Source organism: Ruegeria arenilitoris, from assembly GCF_013030265.1.
Lineage (GTDB): Bacteria > Pseudomonadota > Alphaproteobacteria > Rhodobacterales > Rhodobacteraceae > Ruegeria > Ruegeria arenilitoris_E.
This window is the reverse complement of record NZ_WPZQ01000001.1, coordinates 487,521-502,203: the sequence shown is the minus strand read 5'-3', so window position 1 is coordinate 502,203 and position 14,683 is coordinate 487,521. Positions and strand designations below refer to the sequence as shown.

Annotated in this window: 16 protein-coding genes; 9 read left to right on the top strand and 7 right to left on the bottom strand. The window is 55.3% G+C overall.

Going from position 1 to position 14,683, the window contains the following annotated elements:
• The first annotated feature begins 29 nt into the window (after window positions 1–29).
• The 3 genes from GOX61_RS02555 to GOX61_RS02545 are packed head-to-tail and all read left to right on the top strand — an operon-like array spanning window position 30 to window position 1,496.
• The gene (locus GOX61_RS02555; protein ID WP_170331029.1) at window positions 30–803 is read left to right on the top strand and encodes a heme ABC transporter permease; all 774 of its coding nucleotides are present in this window, start codon (window positions 30–32) and stop codon (window positions 801–803) included.
• Complete coding sequence (gene ccmD, locus GOX61_RS02550; RefSeq protein ID WP_155151176.1) at window positions 800–958, top strand: heme exporter protein CcmD; 159 nt, start codon at window positions 800–802, stop codon at window positions 956–958. The genes GOX61_RS02555 and ccmD overlap by 4 nt, the downstream gene beginning before the upstream one ends.
• Window positions 951–1,496, top strand: a complete 546-nt coding sequence (locus GOX61_RS02545) for a DsbE family thiol:disulfide interchange protein (protein WP_155151174.1) — start codon at window positions 951–953, stop codon at window positions 1,494–1,496. Before ccmD ends, GOX61_RS02545 begins: the two co-directional genes overlap by 8 nt.
• 72 nt (window positions 1,497–1,568) lie before the next feature.
• Here the strand turns inward: GOX61_RS02545 and GOX61_RS02540 are convergent, their stop codons facing one another.
• The 3 genes from GOX61_RS02540 to acnA all read right to left on the bottom strand — a co-directional run bounded on the left by GOX61_RS02540 (window position 1,569) and on the right by acnA (window position 6,716).
• Window positions 1,569–3,071, bottom strand: coding sequence for a BCCT family transporter (locus tag GOX61_RS02540; RefSeq protein ID WP_170331027.1), 1,503 nt, complete (start codon window positions 3,069–3,071; stop codon window positions 1,569–1,571).
• A gap of 115 nt (window positions 3,072–3,186) precedes the next feature.
• Complete coding sequence (locus GOX61_RS02535) at window positions 3,187–3,888, bottom strand: SDR family NAD(P)-dependent oxidoreductase (protein WP_170331025.1); 702 nt, start codon at window positions 3,886–3,888, stop codon at window positions 3,187–3,189.
• Window positions 3,889–4,025: 137 nt separating this feature from the next.
• Window positions 4,026–6,716: an aconitate hydratase AcnA gene (gene acnA, locus GOX61_RS02530; RefSeq protein ID WP_170331024.1), complete on the bottom strand. Its 2,691-nt coding sequence runs from the start codon at window positions 6,714–6,716 to the stop codon at window positions 4,026–4,028.
• Window positions 6,717–6,942: 226 nt separating this feature from the next.
• On the opposite strand from acnA, the gene GOX61_RS02525 reads away from it, so the two are divergent.
• Window positions 6,943–7,644 carry a DUF1223 domain-containing protein gene (locus tag GOX61_RS02525; protein ID WP_170331021.1) on the top strand — a complete coding sequence of 234 codons (702 nt, stop codon included), beginning with the start codon at window positions 6,943–6,945 and terminating at the stop codon, window positions 7,642–7,644.
• Here the strand turns inward: GOX61_RS02525 and GOX61_RS02520 are convergent, their stop codons facing one another.
• The 4 genes from GOX61_RS02520 to purB form a co-directional block, all read right to left on the bottom strand.
• On the bottom strand, window positions 7,645–8,568 hold the full coding sequence (locus tag GOX61_RS02520; RefSeq protein WP_170331020.1) for a lysophospholipid acyltransferase family protein: 924 nt from the start codon (window positions 8,566–8,568) through the stop codon (window positions 7,645–7,647).
• A 117-nt stretch (window positions 8,569–8,685) separates the two neighbouring features.
• Window positions 8,686–9,789 (bottom strand): flagellar motor switch protein FliG, encoded by a 1,104-nt coding sequence (locus GOX61_RS02515; RefSeq protein WP_254436723.1) that lies wholly within the window; start codon window positions 9,787–9,789, stop codon window positions 8,686–8,688.
• 68 nt (window positions 9,790–9,857) lie between these two features.
• A complete protein-coding gene (locus GOX61_RS02510; protein WP_170331018.1) occupies window positions 9,858–10,400 on the bottom strand; it encodes a tetratricopeptide repeat protein in 543 nt (180 codons plus the stop codon).
• A 381-nt stretch (window positions 10,401–10,781) separates the two neighbouring features.
• A complete protein-coding gene (gene purB, locus GOX61_RS02505) occupies window positions 10,782–12,086 on the bottom strand; it encodes an adenylosuccinate lyase (protein WP_170331016.1) in 1,305 nt (434 codons plus the stop codon).
• 89 nt (window positions 12,087–12,175) lie between these two features.
• Between purB and GOX61_RS02500 the strand changes: the two genes are divergently transcribed.
• The 5 genes from GOX61_RS02500 to GOX61_RS02480 all read left to right on the top strand — a co-directional run bounded on the left by GOX61_RS02500 (window position 12,176) and on the right by GOX61_RS02480 (window position 14,649).
• Entirely contained in the window at window positions 12,176–12,508 is a 333-nt protein-coding gene (locus GOX61_RS02500; RefSeq protein WP_170331014.1) for a hypothetical protein, read from the top strand.
• On the top strand, window positions 12,505–12,933 hold the full coding sequence (locus GOX61_RS02495; protein WP_170331012.1) for a DUF6314 family protein: 429 nt from the start codon (window positions 12,505–12,507) through the stop codon (window positions 12,931–12,933). Before GOX61_RS02500 ends, GOX61_RS02495 begins: the two co-directional genes overlap by 4 nt.
• Window positions 12,934–13,001: 68 nt before the next feature.
• A complete protein-coding gene (locus GOX61_RS02490; protein ID WP_170331010.1) occupies window positions 13,002–13,589 on the top strand; it encodes a biotin transporter BioY in 588 nt (195 codons plus the stop codon).
• Window positions 13,590–13,748: 159 nt separating this feature from the next.
• Window positions 13,749–14,288: a hypothetical protein gene (locus GOX61_RS02485; protein ID WP_254436722.1), complete on the top strand. Its 540-nt coding sequence runs from the start codon at window positions 13,749–13,751 to the stop codon at window positions 14,286–14,288.
• Between the two features lie 10 nt (window positions 14,289–14,298).
• On the top strand, window positions 14,299–14,649 hold the full coding sequence (locus GOX61_RS02480; RefSeq protein ID WP_170331008.1) for a hypothetical protein: 351 nt from the start codon (window positions 14,299–14,301) through the stop codon (window positions 14,647–14,649).
• The last annotated feature ends 34 nt before the right edge of the window (window positions 14,650–14,683 follow it).

Below are 14,683 nucleotides of genomic sequence, written 5' to 3'. Positions count from 1 at the left end.
ACCGCTCCGACTCGGACTAGATAAGGCACATGTCGATCGCAACAAAAGCCAACGCCCTTTGGGAATACGCCAACCCGCGAAAGTTCCTCGCGACCAGCGAGCGTGTCCTGCCGTTTTTCTGGATCACATCGGCTGTATGCCTTTTTGTCGGATTGATCTGGGGGTTCTTCTTCACCCCTGACGACTACAAGCAGGGATCGACCGTCAAAATCATCTACCTGCACGTGCCGGCAGCCCTTATGGCCATCAATTGCTGGCTCATGATGCTGGCGGCCTCATTGGTCTGGCTGGTACGTCGTCATCACGTCAGTGCGCTGGCCGCACGCGCGGCCGCGCCGATCGGCATCGTCATGACCTTGATCGCGCTTGCGACGGGTGCCATCTGGGGACAACCCATGTGGGGCACGTGGTGGGCATGGGATCCGCGCCTGACCTCGTTCCTGATCCTGTTTCTGTTCTACCTGGGCTATGTGGCCCTGTGGGAAGCGATCGAAGACCCTGATACTGCCGCAGATCTGACCTCGGTCCTGTGTCTGGTTGGCTCCGTGTTTGCGGTCCTTAGCCGCTATGCTGTGAACTTCTGGAACCAAGGGTTGCATCAGGGGGCATCCGTTATGCGGGCGGGTGCAGTAACGGGCGCAGATACAGAAGAAAAAGTCAGTAACATCTATTTCTATCCTCTACTGGTTTGCATCGTGGGGTTTGTGCTGCTGTTTGTTGCGTTGCTTCTGTATCGCACAGGCACTGAAATCCGGGCGCGCCGGATCAATGCGTTGCTTGCGCGTGAAAGGATAAATGGATGATCCCAGATCTGGGCAAATACGCCGACACTGTGTTGTCTGCCTACGCGGCATCGATCCTGCTGTTGATCGCGCTGGTGGTTTTCAGTGTCCTTCGTGGTCGCAAGGTCAGGGCCGAGATGGAGAAGGTCGAACAAAGGATGTCCAGGAATGGCTAAGATATCGCCTTTGATGCTTGCTCCGCCTCTGATTTTTGGTGCGTTTGCCTTGCTGGCAGGCGTCGGAATGTTCCGTGACGACCCGGATTCCCTGCCATCCGCACGTGAAGGGCAGCCTGCTCCTCCTGTTGTGATGACCGAATTCCCGGGGAAGCCATTCTTTGATGACGCGACCCTGCGGGATGGCGAAGTCAAGCTGGTCAACTATTGGGCATCCTGGTGCGCCCCATGTCGCGCCGAGCATCCAAACCTTGAGGCTTTGTCTCAAGAGGGCATCCCCGTCTACGGCATCAACTACAAAGATAAAGTCGGAAATGCCGAGTCATTTCTGGACGAATTGGGTGATCCGTACCGTGCTATCGGACGTGACGAGAACGGGCGCATGGGGCTGGATTGGGGCGTGTACGGCGTGCCAGAGACCTATGTGATCGACGGAGAAGGCACGATTATCCTGCGCTTTGCAGGGCCGATCACACAGCGCGTCATCGAAAGCACGATCCGACCCGCGCTTGAGAAAGCGGCCGGAGAATCTGACTAGCGGCGTAGCCAGATCCATAGCATCGCGCCGATAAAGGCGAACGTGACCAGATTCATCAACGTGTCTGTCAAATCACCGATCAGCACGGGATTCTCCTTCCTCACGAAGGCCACGGAACAGGCAGACCATCAACAATACTGAAATGAACACAAAGGGCAGGGCGCCCAGCGATATCAGGACTTTCACCGAGTCCACTGATCCTGAAAGGATCATTGCCACGCTTAGCAATCCAAGTAGTGCCCCCCAGATCAGGCGTATTTTGGGTGGAGGGTTGGCATCACCTGCTGTTGAAAACGTCCCCAAAACGAATGCTGCGCTTACGACACTTGTGACAATAAACAGGAACGCAGCCAGGACCGTTGCAAGAGTGGTCAGTACTGGGAACGGCAAACGTTCGAGCAGCCCAAAAGTAACACGTTCAACGTTCGTTTGAGTCATGTTCAGCAATTCACCCGCGCCATTCAACGCCTCGAACAATCCGATACCTCCGAATGCGCCAAACCAGAGTATTGAAAATAGGGTTGGAGTAAACAGTACGCCGATTACGAATTCGCGAATGGTACGTCCTCTTGAAATGCGAGCTACGAATACGCCGACGAACGGACCCCACGCGATCCACCAGACCATATAGGTGAGGGTCCAGTCGCTGAACCATTTGGCGACGTCATCGCCAAAGAATGTATAGGTTTGGAAACCCCGCGATATTACGTTTGTTGCATAGTCACCAAAGCCCTGCACAACCGTATTCAGCAAGTACTCGGTAGGCCCGAGGACGATTGTATAGGCGACCAACGCAATAGCGATAAGCATAGCGGCGTTCGAAAGACGTGACATGCCCTGGCCTAGGTCAATCATCAGCGCGGGAACGTACGCTGCGACCATCGCGATAAAGACCGCGCCGATAAGCAGCGTTCCCGCTACCTCGCGATTCATCATGACCGCGACGCCATCAGCAACTTGAAAAACGCCCATCGCCATAGAACCGCCAACCCCAATAGCGATAGCTATGATCGCCATTAAGTCCGACCACCAACCGACGATGACAGCCCATCTCTCGCCGGGAAAGAGGCTTTGAATAGGGGCACTGACCAGCATTCCGGTACCTCTGCGAAAGCTGAAATACGCAATGGTCAGCGCGGTTGAGCCGTAGATTGCCCAGGCATGCAGGCCCCAATGGAAATTAGTAGCCAGCATGGCCTGTTGCGCTGCGATGAAGTCCGGGGCCATACCGGATATGAAGCGATAATGCGTTAGGGGTTCGGCTACAGCCCAAAACAGTAACCCGACCCCCATACCCGCCGAAAAAAGCATCGCAATCCAAGAAGCAGTCGAGAATTCAGGTTCCTCATCATCTCGCCCCAACTTGATGTTTCCGTAGGATGAGAATGCCAGAAACAGACAGCCGATGAGCATACCTGAGGCGGCAAGCATTACAAACCAGCCCCGGCTGTGAAAGGTCTGTTGAACCAAGCCGCTTGCCCAACCGACCAAACCGTCGATATCGATGACGCCCCATATCCCCACCACAGCAATCACGCAGAGAGAGCAAATCAGCAATGCATTCGGTTTAGCCATCCTCGAACCTGTCCATCTGTGAAGCATAGAAAGATTGCAATGTTTTTGGGGTCGTTGCCACAACTTAGCTTCAGCAACCGTTGCTTTCTGTCGTTTCGGCAGTAACCAGACGCTGCTAAAGCCGATATCCGCCAGTTACCGGCAGTACCTCACCGGTGACGAAGGACGCGTTGTCCGACGCAAGAAAGCGAACCGCTTTGGCGATATCTTCTGGTGTTCCTGCGCGCCCCAATGCGGTGTCTTTCACAAAAATCGCAGTCAGTTCATCTGAACGCGGCGCTTCGGGTATGTTGATCGCGCCCGGAGCCACTGCGTTCACACGGATGCCCTCTGGTCCCAGTTCTTTGGCCATGGCATGGGTCCAGAGGTTAAGGGCCGCTTTGCTTGCGCCATAGGTCGCCGCATCCCGAGGGGGCAGTGTAGCGTTCATTGATGATATGTTCACGATCGCTGCACCCGGTTTCAAATGGGGCAAGGCAGCAGAAAGCAATGCGGCGGGCGCAAGCAAGTTGAGATCAAGAATTGCACGGTGATCTTCGTGCTCAAACTGATCTTTGGGCGTGCTCCTGACAAGACCGGCGTTGTTTACGATTACGTCTATCCGACCATAATGCTCAATGACCCTCCGGATGACCTCAGATGCCTGATCGGGCTCTCTCAGGTCAGATTGAATCGCGAGGTTGGTGTCGGCGCACAGTGCTGCGGCAGGCTTGGATGTAAGCCAGGTAAAGGCGACTGAGTGATCCGTGCCCAGGTCTTCGACGATTGCGCGGCCAATGCCTCGGGCACCGCCTGTAACCAATGCTACTTTTTCCATGCGATCCTCCTGCCGCCACCAAATCCGGAAAAGTGCCCGAAGACAATATCTGAATAGATTGATATAGCCGTTGCAATTAATTCAAATGAAAAGAGCGCCTTAAAAGGCGCTCTTTACGTCGGTCTTCAGGTTTGTTTTTAGTCAGCCTTGGCAAGATTGCGCAGCACATATTGCAGAACACCACCGTTCTCGATGTACTCGATCTCGGGTGCTGTATCGATACGGCACTTGAGCGTGATGGTCTTTTCGGATCCGTCACCATAAACGATTGTGCAGGGCACTTCCTGCAGGGGTTCAACCGTATCCAGGCCGTGGATCGAAACCGTCTCATTACCTGTTAGGCCAAGCGTTTTCCGAGTGTCGCCGCCAGTGAATTCGAACGGGATGACGCCCATGCCAACCAGGTTCGAGCGGTGAATACGCTCAAAGCTTTCGGCGATCACAGCTTTGACGCCAAGCAGAGCAGTACCCTTGGCAGCCCAGTCGCGTGAGGAACCTGCGCCGTACTGTTCGCCGCCAAAGACGACCAGCGGGGTACCGTTTTCCTGATGCGCCATTGAGGCATCAAAGACCGAAGTCTGCTCACCATCCGGGCCCTTGGTGTAACCACCTTCTACACCATCCAGCATCTCGTTCTTGATGCGGATGTTCGCGAAGGTGCCGCGCATCATGACCTCATGGTTGCCACGACGAGAACCGTAGGAGTTGAACTCGCGGGGCTGAACCTGACGATCCAGCAGGTATTTTCCGGCCGGGCTGGTGGAGGCAAAAGAACCGGCTGGTGAGATGTGGTCGGTTGTGACCATATCACCCAGGATCAGCAGAACCTTGGCGTTGTCGATATTTGAAATCGTGCCCGGTTCAGGCCCCATGCCCTGAAAATAGGGCGGGTTCTGAATATAGGTCGATGTTGGGGGCCAGTCATAAGTTTCCTGCTGCGGAACTTCGACTTCGCGCCACTTTTCATCACCTTTGAACACGTCAGCATATTTCGACTGGAACGCTTCACGCGTGACGGTCTGCTGAACCAGATCTGCGATCTCTTTCTGATCCGGCCAGATGTCCTTCATGTAGACGTCGTTGCCGTCTTTGTCAGTGCCAATCGGTTCTGAGGTCAGGTCGATGTCCAGCGTACCGGCCAGCGCATAAACCACAACCAATGGCGGCGAAGCGAGATAGTTGGCACGAACGTCAGGTGAAATACGGCCTTCGAAGTTCCGGTTGCCCGACAGAACGGAGGTAGCGACCAGATCACCTTCGGCAATCGCATCAGACAGTTCGGCCTGAATGGGGCCGGAGTTTCCGATACAGGTGGTGCACCCATAACCGACAAGGTTGAAGCCGATCTTGTCCAGATCATCCTGAAGTCCAGCGGCCTCGAGATAGGCAGAAACCACCTGCGATCCCGGCGCCAGAGAGGTTTTGACCCAAGGTTTGCGGTTCAGGCCCAAGGCGGCGGCCTTACGCGCAACCAGACCGGCACCGATCATGACATAGGGGTTCGAAGTGTTGGTACAGGATGTGATCGAGGCGATGACCACCTTGCCCGATTCCATTGTATAGTCTTCGCCCTTAACCGCGACTTCTTTGCCCATGGGACGCTTGAAGGTTTCTTCCATTTCTTTGTGGAAAGCAGCCTTGGCGTCGGTCAGCGCGACATAGTCCTGTGGGCGTTTCGGTCCAGAGATCGCGGGAACGATGGTACCCATGTCCAGTGACAGCGTGTCGGTGTAGATCGGAGCGTAGCTCTCATCACGCCAGAAACCGTTCTCTTTGGCGTAAGCTTCGACCAGTGCAATACGGTCTTCATCGCGGCCTGTGTTGCGCATGTAGCGCAGCGTTTCACCATCGATGGGGAAGAAGCCACAAGTCGCACCGTATTCCGGCGCCATGTTTGCGATGGTTGCACGGTCTGCCAGCGGCAGTCGATCCAGACCTTCGCCATAAAATTCGACGAATTTGCCGACCACGCCCTTTTCACGCAGCATCTCGACTACTTTCAGCACCAGATCGGTGCCAGTGGTGCCTTCGACCATTGCACCGGTCAGTTCAAAGCCCACAACTTCGGGGATCAGCATCGAAATCGGCTGGCCCAGCATTGCGGCTTCGGCTTCGATCCCGCCGACACCCCAGCCCAGAACAGCCATACCGTTGACCATGGTGGTGTGGCTGTCGGTTCCAACCAGCGTGTCAGGGTAAGCAACTTCTTCGCCGCTCTGGTCAGTGTCGGTCCAGACGGTTTGTGCCAGATACTCAAGGTTTACTTGGTGGCAGATGCCTGTGCCGGGCGGAACAACGCGGAAGTTATTGAACGCGTTCTGGCCCCATTTCAGGAATTGGTACCGCTCCATGTTCCGCTCATATTCGCGGTCCACATTCATCTGGAAGGCGCGCGGGTTGCCGAATTCGTCGATCATAACCGAATGGTCGATGACCAGATCGACTGGATTCAGTGGGTTGATCTTTTGTGCGTCGCCACCCAGAGCCTTAATCCCGTCGCGCATCGCAGCAAGGTCAACTACGGCAGGAACACCGGTGAAGTCTTGCATCAGCACACGGGCAGGGCGGTATGCGATCTCACGAGGGTTCTTGCCACCATTGGCACCCCATTCACCGAAAGCCTTGATATCATCAACCGATACAGAAAAACCGTCGTCCTCGAACCGCAACATGTTTTCCAGCACAACTTTCAATGCGGCAGGGAGCTTTGAAAAATCGCCCAGACCGGCTTCTTGAGCGGCGGGAATCGAATAATAGGAAATGGACTTGCCATTCACGCTCAGGCTGCGACGTGTCTTGGCGGTATCCTGTCCAACTTTGATGGGCATCTGTGGCCTCCCTCTCAAATGACTTAGATTTTGGGATTCGCTGAGGGCTATCTGTATCACGTTTGGCCACGGTTCAAGGCCTTACGAACAAGATGCGTCATTTTTGTATACTATTGTACACATTTTGGCGGAGCTTTGGTGTAAAACGTTTCAAGAAACCTTGATTGGAGGTTGATGTGTTAACCGTTTAAACCGGTCAGGCAGCCAAACGTACCGAGACGATAAAATGTTCAGATCCGCCGCCGCGACAGCTCTTGTTTCCATATTCTTTGCAGCTTCTGTAGCTGCTGAAAGCGATCCGGTCGTGGTCGAGTTGTTCACGTCACAGGGGTGTTCATCTTGTCCACCGGCAGACAAGATCATGCATGATCTGGCCAAGCGAGATGATGTTATCGGTCTGGCCTTGCATGTGGACTACTGGGACTACATTGGCTGGAAAGACGAATATGCCGACCCGGCCCATACATTGCGGCAGCGTGCCTATGCGCGCGAAGGCGGGCGGACAATGATTTATACGCCACAAATGGTGATTAATGGTCAGCATGATGTGGTCGGGGCCAAATCGCGTGAGCTGGACCGAATAATCAATGCACATCTGAAGGCAGCACCAGAAGCATCAGTTAAAGCCGTACGCTCGGGCAATGATGTGACTGTGGAAGTGACGCCTGTCGAACTGCCTGCGGGGGAGACCTATGAGATCCGGGTGGTGCAGTACTCCCCGATGCGTCACGCCTCGATCCGGCGCGGAGAGTTGGCCGGGCATGAGCTTGATTATGCGAATGTGGTCGAGACCTGGCTTACGGCAGGGCAATGGGATGGGGTAACGCCACAGCAGTTTTCGGCGTCCCTGTCATCGGATCTACCCGCCGTTGTTCTGGTGCAACGGGCAGGACATGGACCAATCGTAGCGGCCACGCGGGCCAAGTAATCAGGGCATATCTTCGGGCTGAACGCCCAAGCCATTCCACGCTTTCCAGCGGCGATGGATCCAAAACCACTGACCCATATGCTGACGCACCATGGTCTCTAGATCGTCATTGGTAAACTGGGTCATTGTTTTGGGATCCGTGTGCGGCACTGGATCATGCAGCACGATCTCAAAATCGATACCGTTGGGCTGGCGCACGGCATAACAAGGGATCAGAACCGCCTTGTATTTCATGGCAAGTTCAGCGTTCAGCACCGAAGTCACAGCCGGTTTGCCGAAGAACGTGAGCTCTTCGCCGCCTTGTGCGTGCAGATCTGAAACGATTGCAATGATGCCACCGCTTTTGAGCGTGCGAACCATTTCAACCATACCCCGGCGGCCTTGTTCGAACATGGGCTTTCCGGTCTTGTGGAATGCATCCACGTACATATCGTTGAAATAGGGGTTTGCCATACGGCGATACAGACAGCCAATCGGCTTCTGGCTGCGTGCTTGCAGCGCGATACGGGCAGCAAGGTAGTGACCGAAATGTGCCGTGATCATCATGACCGGACGCCCGTCGGCGACTGCGGCGTCAAAGGCTTCGATTCCTGGGCCTGAGATTTTTGCGTTTCTCTGGCGATCCGTGAACCCTTCGGGTGAAAAGTGTTCCATGATGGCCCGGCCGGCATTGTCAGGAACCGCCCTGCAAATACGTTTAACCTCGTCCTCGGGTAAATCCGGGCAAGTCAGTTTGAGATTGCGTCGAACACGCGTGCGAAACCCAACCACTGGTGCCAAAGTGCGCATGATTGCGCCCATCGCCGATATGCGACGCTCATAGGGCAGCAGCCTCATGGCACCGATGATCCCCTTAAGGCACAGGTTTGTCACATAGTATTGTCCAAGCTCAAATCGGCTTAGTTCCGACTTTTCGACAGGCATTCAGGGGACTCGCAAGAATTTCGTTCTAGGCGGCCAGACATACAGCCCCGATCCGCCGTTAACAAGTATTCGCAATTCCAGAACACAATGAACACGCTATGCTTGCCAAGCTGGGGTTCAGTTCCCGTCCTCTGTTTCGTCTTCACTTTCAATCAGAGTTATCGCACCCTCATCCGTTAGCGCGCGGATCACACCGACGATGTTTGCCATCGCCTCTTCAGCTTCGGTTTGTTTGACCTTCCCACGCTCAGTAATTTCCTCACGAAGGTTGTCGGCCATTCGGGTCGACATGTTAGAGAGCAGAAAATCGACCGAGGCATTTTCATCCTCGCCGCTGGCCCCCGCAAGAGCAGTTACCAGAACCGGCTGCTCGATCCCTCGCAGAACCACGGGGACGTCTCGCGGCATGATCCGGTTGGCAATATGCGCAAAGGTAAAGATCGATTGCCGCACGGCATTGGCGAAATCCTCATCCTCTTCGTCCAGCGCTGTAAGCAAGCCGTCGCGCGTAGCGGCGGCGGATTGGTTCAGAATCGCCCCCACACGTTCGTCCGGTCCGTCCTGAAATGCGGGGGTGGGGCGTTGATCCAATTGGGCAGCCAGCGACCAGCCAATCCGCTCCACGGCTTCGGGAGTTACATTGGCTGTCTTGGAAACGGCATAGGTGATCCTGCGCGCCACAGGACCGGGCAATTGACCAAGTAGTTGCGCAGCCTTCGGGGTGTCCAGTTTAGACAACATCACGGCAGCGACCTCGGTACTTTCTGCCTGAGCAATTCCGGCAAGGTCTTCTGGCGGCACTTCGCGCAGGCGCTGCCACGGATCGCCAATTTGCCGGACGCCTGCAACCTTACGAAGGCGGGCCGCCGTAGCGGGTGCGATCTTACCGTTGACGGCATCCAATGCTCCAGCCAAACCATGCGGGAAGGCCAGCCCGACGCTGTCCAGCGCATCTGCGAATTCCCCGGCAACAGCAGCCAACGTCACACGATCAACCAGTCCCATGCGTCCCAATTGATGGGTCAGCCTTTCTTGCAAATCATCTGGGAGTTCTTCCAGTGCGAGATCGGCCCCTTCGTTCAGCAAAAGTCGAACAACGACAGCTGCCTTTTCCCGGCTGTTCAGCGCGCGCGGGATCAGCCTCGCCTGGGTTTCCTCACTGTCTGCAACTGGTGCAGAAGCGCCCGGAGCCATTTGTATTAGTGCGGTTGTTTCCTGCATCTGCCTGTGGTGCCATTATTTTGTTCCACAGGCAGATTACGGAGAGTCGGGTAAAGAAACCCTGAAGTTTAGTAGCTGTATGTCAGCCCTGTCCGGATAGCCTCGCGCAATGATGCCTCGGCCCATGTGCCTTCGCCACCACGCGCTTTGATTTCGCGCCACTGCTGGATCGCAAGATCAGTTTTGCCTTCGGCAACAAATCCCTGACCCATATAGCTGCGGGCCAGAATGTTGTCCGGGTTCGTGTCGATTGCTTTCTCATAGAAAACGTTCGCCAGCTCGAGCTCTCCCATTTTACGGTATGTGAAACCCCAATAGGTTAGAACGCGATCATCGTTCTGATCGCTCATGACACGCAGAACATCCTGAGCATGTTCGTATTGGCCATCATAAGCCAATTCGCGAACCGCATCATAAAGCTGGTCGTCGGTGAAATTGGTTTTGTTCGGCTTGACGCAACGCCCCGCTGCCTCGTCATAGACGCGACCAAACAGGCATTTCTTGGTCGTACTGGTGGGCTTTGGCGGGCTGCTATCTCCGCCCGCAGCGTGAACTGCTGGCGCAAAGGCAAAAGCTTGAAACGCAATAGCTGAAGCTAAAACAAGGCGCATATTCCTACTCCGTTCTAAAGGCTGCTCTCAACAAGCATAGTGTGATCTGTAAAAAAGCTAACAATTGATGCTTCGCTTTTATTCACAAGTAGGAAAGAAAAATCTCAGCTGTTGACGGATTTCGCGCAGCTTTGGCTCTCGCTGTCCCAATATGTGCCCGGCGCACAGGATTGAGTTTGCTTGGAATGCGCGTTGCATGCTATCGCTGCCGAGGAAGCGCAGACAAGCGCTATTGAGCATAGAAGGGTTCGGATCATTGCGGTTCTCCCGATCTGGAAAATGCGGGATCAGGATAGCCGATTTTGTCATGTCTGGCAAAAGAAGAGGGCCCGAACCGCAATAAGCGCTTCGGGCCCCTGTCTGACGAATTAGATAGCGTGATTACTCGCCGAAAACACGGGCGAAGATCGTGTCGACGTGTTTGGTGTGATACCCGAGGTCGAATTTTTCTTCGATTTCTTCAGGACTCAGAGCAGCGGTGACATCTGGGTCAGCCAGCAGTTCCTCTTTGAAATCGGTGCGGTGTTCCCAAACCTTCAACGCGTTTCGCTGAACCATGGCATAGGCGTCTTCGCGGCTGACACCAGCCTGTGTCAGGGCCAGCAGCACCCGCTGGCTCATCACCAGGCCGGGGAACTTGTTCATGTTCTCGATCATGTTCTCGGGGAAGATCAGCATCTTGTCGATCACCCCAGTCAGACGGGCGAGCGCAAAGTCCAGCGTGATCGTGGCATCGGGTCCGATCATCCGTTCGACCGAGGAATGCGAGATATCGCGCTCATGCCAGAGCGCCACGTTTTCCATCGCGGGGATCACGGCAGCGCGCACCATGCGAGCCAGGCCGGTCAGGTTCTCGGTCAGGACCGGGTTTTTCTTATGCGGCATGGCCGACGAGCCCTTTTGGCCCATCGAGAAGAACTCCGCCCCCTCCAGCACCTCAGTCCGCTGCATGTGGCGGATTTCGATGGCAATGTTTTCTATGCTGCTGGCGATCACGCCTAGCGTGGCAAAGAATGCAGCGTGACGGTCGCGCGGGATGACCTGCGTGCTGATCGGTTCGGGGACCAAGCCTAGCTGATCGCAGACATGTTCTTCGACACGCGGGTCGATATTAGCGAAGGTGCCGACCGCACCGCTGATCGCTCCGGTTGCGATTTCGGCACGGGCATCGCGCATACGGGACAGGTTGCGGTCCATCTCGGCGTAGAAGCGCGCGAATGTCAGGCCCATTGTGGTAGGCTCTGCGTGAATACCGTGACTGCGGCCGATGCGGACAGTTTCCTTGTGCTCGTAGGCGCGGCGTTTCAGGGCGGCCAGCAGACCTTCGATATCTGCGATCAGGATATCGGCGGCGCGAGTCAGCTGTACGTTGAAGCAGGTATCCAGCACGTCCGAACTGGTCATGCCCTGGTGGACAAAGCGCGCCTCGTCGCTGCCAACATGTTCGGCCAGATGGGTCAGGAATGCGATTACGTCATGCTTGGTGACCGCTTCGATCTCGTCGATGCGAGCAACGTCAAATTCCACGTCCTTGGCTTTCCAGACGGCCTCGGCATTCTCGCGCGGGATTACACCCAGTTCTGCCATTGCATCACATGCGTGCGCCTCGATTTCGTACCAGATGCGGAACTTGGTTTCGGGCGACCAGTTGGCAACCATGTCGGGGCGGGAATAACGTGGAATCATTGGCAGCTGCACCTTTTTGTGATTTGGCAGGAGGCGATGCCGCGGGGTTTAAACCTGAGTAGGCGAGGGAACAAGGCGCGAGTGCTGATATGAGACGGTTTGCCCTGATTTTAGCGATCTGGCCCGGGGTTCCGGCTGCAGATGAGTTCCGGCAGCTTACCGGTGATGAAATACTGACCGCACTGACGGGCCAAAAGCTGGTTTACACCAATGGGGCCTGGCAGACATTCGATGACACGATGCTGACCCAGTACTTTTCGGGCCGGCCAAGCGCGGGTCATTGGGCCGTGCGCGATGATCAGTATTGCTCACTGTGGCCGCCCTCGGATCTGTGGGCATGTTATACGATTCAGCAGAGCGGAGATACAATCCGCTTTGTAGGTGAGAGTGGCGATCTGACAGATGGGACATATGAAAATTGACGGGACCGCGCGAGATTACTGATTTCGCAGGTAACTGGCAGTTAACGCGCGTGATACACGATGCCAAAGCAGGTCAGGTGTTTCAGGCTGACGGGGCCGCATACCTAACGACCTCTCAGACCGGGCTAATCTACGAAGAAGCCGTTACCCTGCGGTTGCCGGGCCAGCCCGCGATCAAAGGAACGCGGAAATACCTCTGGCAGGACGCTGGCGATGAGATTGACGTTCGGTTCGAAGACGGTAGGTTTTTTCATCGTCTGAAATTGGGTAAATCTGAAGCGACAGACCATCATGATTGCCCACCCGACAGCTATGACGTTGTGTATGACTTTTCGAAGTGGCCGCGTTGGGCTGCGCGCTGGACAGTTTCCGGCCCCCGAAAATCCTACGAAATGAAGACAGAATATGCTGCACTAGCGAAATAAACTTGCAGTGGCTGTTCTAAATAGGCATTCCTATTTCAGAATTTCTGTCTGAAGTGGGAGAAGACATGATGAATTCGAACGTATTGGCCGATGCAATCGGCCCGCGCGAAGGAACTGCGCTGCGTATCAAGCAAGTCGTCCTGGTTGTTCTGGGTATTGTCGCACTGGCGGTCGCCGCAAAGATCAAAGTGCCAATGTGGCCTGTTCCGATGACGATGGGTACTTTTGCAGTACTCACCATCGGGACTGCATTTGGTGCGCGTCTGGGTCTTGTTACCATGCTCGGTTATCTTTTGATCGGTGCGCTGGGCTTTGACGTCTTTGCGGGTTCTTCGGCTGAAAAATACGGCCTGACCTACATGATGGGCGGCACCGGAGGCTATCTGGTGGGTTACCTTCTGGCCACCGTCTTGCTGGGCGTTCTGGCGTCACGAGGCTGGGATCGCTCGGTCGGCAAAATGGCTTTGGCGCTGGTTCTGGCAAACGTCGTGATCTACGTGCCTGGTCTGCTTTGGCTCGGACAACTCTACGGCTGGGATAAGCCGATCCTGGAATGGGGTCTGACACCGTTCCTGCTGGGTGACGCGATCAAGCTGGGTCTGGCCGCTCTGCTGATCCCGAGCTTGTGGAAACTGATCGGTGATGCGCGCACTTGATTGGTGACCGTATCCTAAAACCGACCCGCGCTGATTTGGTTCGGCGCGGGTTTTTTGTTTTCTGAACAATGTCATACTGGACAAATGTCGTCGACAACGTGCAGTCTGATGGCGGACAACTGATCAGGTTATTGAGATATGCGTATTAATATGAGGTCAATGCTTGCCCCTTGCATTGCGGCCTTGATGGGGCTGGCAACTCCGACGGTGGCGGACACACCCGTCACATACACAGATAGTGGCAAGGCGTTGTTTCAATTCGAAGTTCCCGATTTTTGGACGCTTCGCGTTGGTGGACCGCGAGAGATCGAAGACTCTGCCGTCGGCGATACACGTGGTGTTGCCCGTGTCATGGGAATGCGGCCGGTTACAGATGATAATGTCTGGATTGGGTTCGTGTCGCCAACCGGTGTGAGCTCGATCGAGGGGGGTATTCGATATCTGCAGGACATCGACAAGTTTCTGGTCAAGGATCCGCAGGTATCAGGCAGTAGCAAAGCAACTATCGGCGGCCTTCCCGCGCAAGTGATCCGGGGAACTGGTCGTCGCGACGGGCGAGGTATCAATTTCACTGCGACCGTCATTGATTTGCCTGGAAACCGTGTCGCAGTCGCGGTCGCAATCCTGCGTGATGGTGCTGATCCCGCTTATGTGAATGATCTGAACGATATTTTCGGATCTTTCCGTTCAGCGCGGTGAGGAGGATCAGATGGCACATAAGCTTATGAAACGCACATTGCTGGCATTGGGACTGTGCGCGGCCGGTTTTTCGATTACCGGATGTGACGGTGTCTCAGTCGGTGTCGGATATGGTTATGATCCGTTCTATGACTCCATGCTGTGGAATGACTATTATCATGACGTAAACGTAAATGTTGACGTCAATCGTCCTGTCAGACCGGATCGGCCAATCAATCCCGATCGCCCGAGACCGCCTGATGGCAAGCCACCGGTGCGGCCTCAACCGCCCATTGCCAAACCACCCGCGCGACCACGGCCCCCGGTTGCACGCCCGCCTGTAGCGCGGCCACCCATACACAGACCCGGCCCCCGCCGTTGAGGCGAGATACCGCCTCCGACCAGATCGGAGGCGG

What these genes read in the sequence shown, in the direction of transcription:
- GOX61_RS02555 (WP_170331029.1), top strand. Translation starts at nt 30, where the DNA reads ATGTCGATCGCAACAAAAGCCAACGCCCTTTGGGAATACGCCAACCCG.
- ccmD (WP_155151176.1), top strand. Translation starts at nt 800, where the DNA reads ATGATCCCAGATCTGGGCAAATACGCCGACACTGTGTTGTCTGCCTAC.
- GOX61_RS02545 (WP_155151174.1), top strand. Translation starts at nt 951, where the DNA reads ATGGCTAAGATATCGCCTTTGATGCTTGCTCCGCCTCTGATTTTTGGT.
- GOX61_RS02540 (WP_170331027.1), bottom strand. Translation starts at nt 3,071, where the DNA reads ATGGCTAAACCGAATGCATTGCTGATTTGCTCTCTCTGCGTGATTGCT.
- GOX61_RS02535 (WP_170331025.1), bottom strand. Translation starts at nt 3,888, where the DNA reads ATGGAAAAAGTAGCATTGGTTACAGGCGGTGCCCGAGGCATTGGCCGC.
- acnA (WP_170331024.1), bottom strand. Translation starts at nt 6,716, where the DNA reads ATGCCCATCAAAGTTGGACAGGATACCGCCAAGACACGTCGCAGCCTG.
- GOX61_RS02525 (WP_170331021.1), top strand. Translation starts at nt 6,943, where the DNA reads ATGTTCAGATCCGCCGCCGCGACAGCTCTTGTTTCCATATTCTTTGCA.
- GOX61_RS02520 (WP_170331020.1), bottom strand. Translation starts at nt 8,568, where the DNA reads ATGCCTGTCGAAAAGTCGGAACTAAGCCGATTTGAGCTTGGACAATAC.
- GOX61_RS02515 (WP_254436723.1), bottom strand. Translation starts at nt 9,789, where the DNA reads ATGCAGGAAACAACCGCACTAATACAAATGGCTCCGGGCGCTTCTGCA.
- GOX61_RS02510 (WP_170331018.1), bottom strand. Translation starts at nt 10,400, where the DNA reads ATGCGCCTTGTTTTAGCTTCAGCTATTGCGTTTCAAGCTTTTGCCTTT.
- purB (WP_170331016.1), bottom strand. Translation starts at nt 12,086, where the DNA reads ATGATTCCACGTTATTCCCGCCCCGACATGGTTGCCAACTGGTCGCCC.
- GOX61_RS02500 (WP_170331014.1), top strand. Translation starts at nt 12,176, where the DNA reads ATGAGACGGTTTGCCCTGATTTTAGCGATCTGGCCCGGGGTTCCGGCT.
- GOX61_RS02490 (WP_170331010.1), top strand. Translation starts at nt 13,002, where the DNA reads ATGAATTCGAACGTATTGGCCGATGCAATCGGCCCGCGCGAAGGAACT.
- GOX61_RS02485 (WP_254436722.1), top strand. Translation starts at nt 13,749, where the DNA reads ATGCTTGCCCCTTGCATTGCGGCCTTGATGGGGCTGGCAACTCCGACG.
- GOX61_RS02480 (WP_170331008.1), top strand. Translation starts at nt 14,299, where the DNA reads ATGGCACATAAGCTTATGAAACGCACATTGCTGGCATTGGGACTGTGC.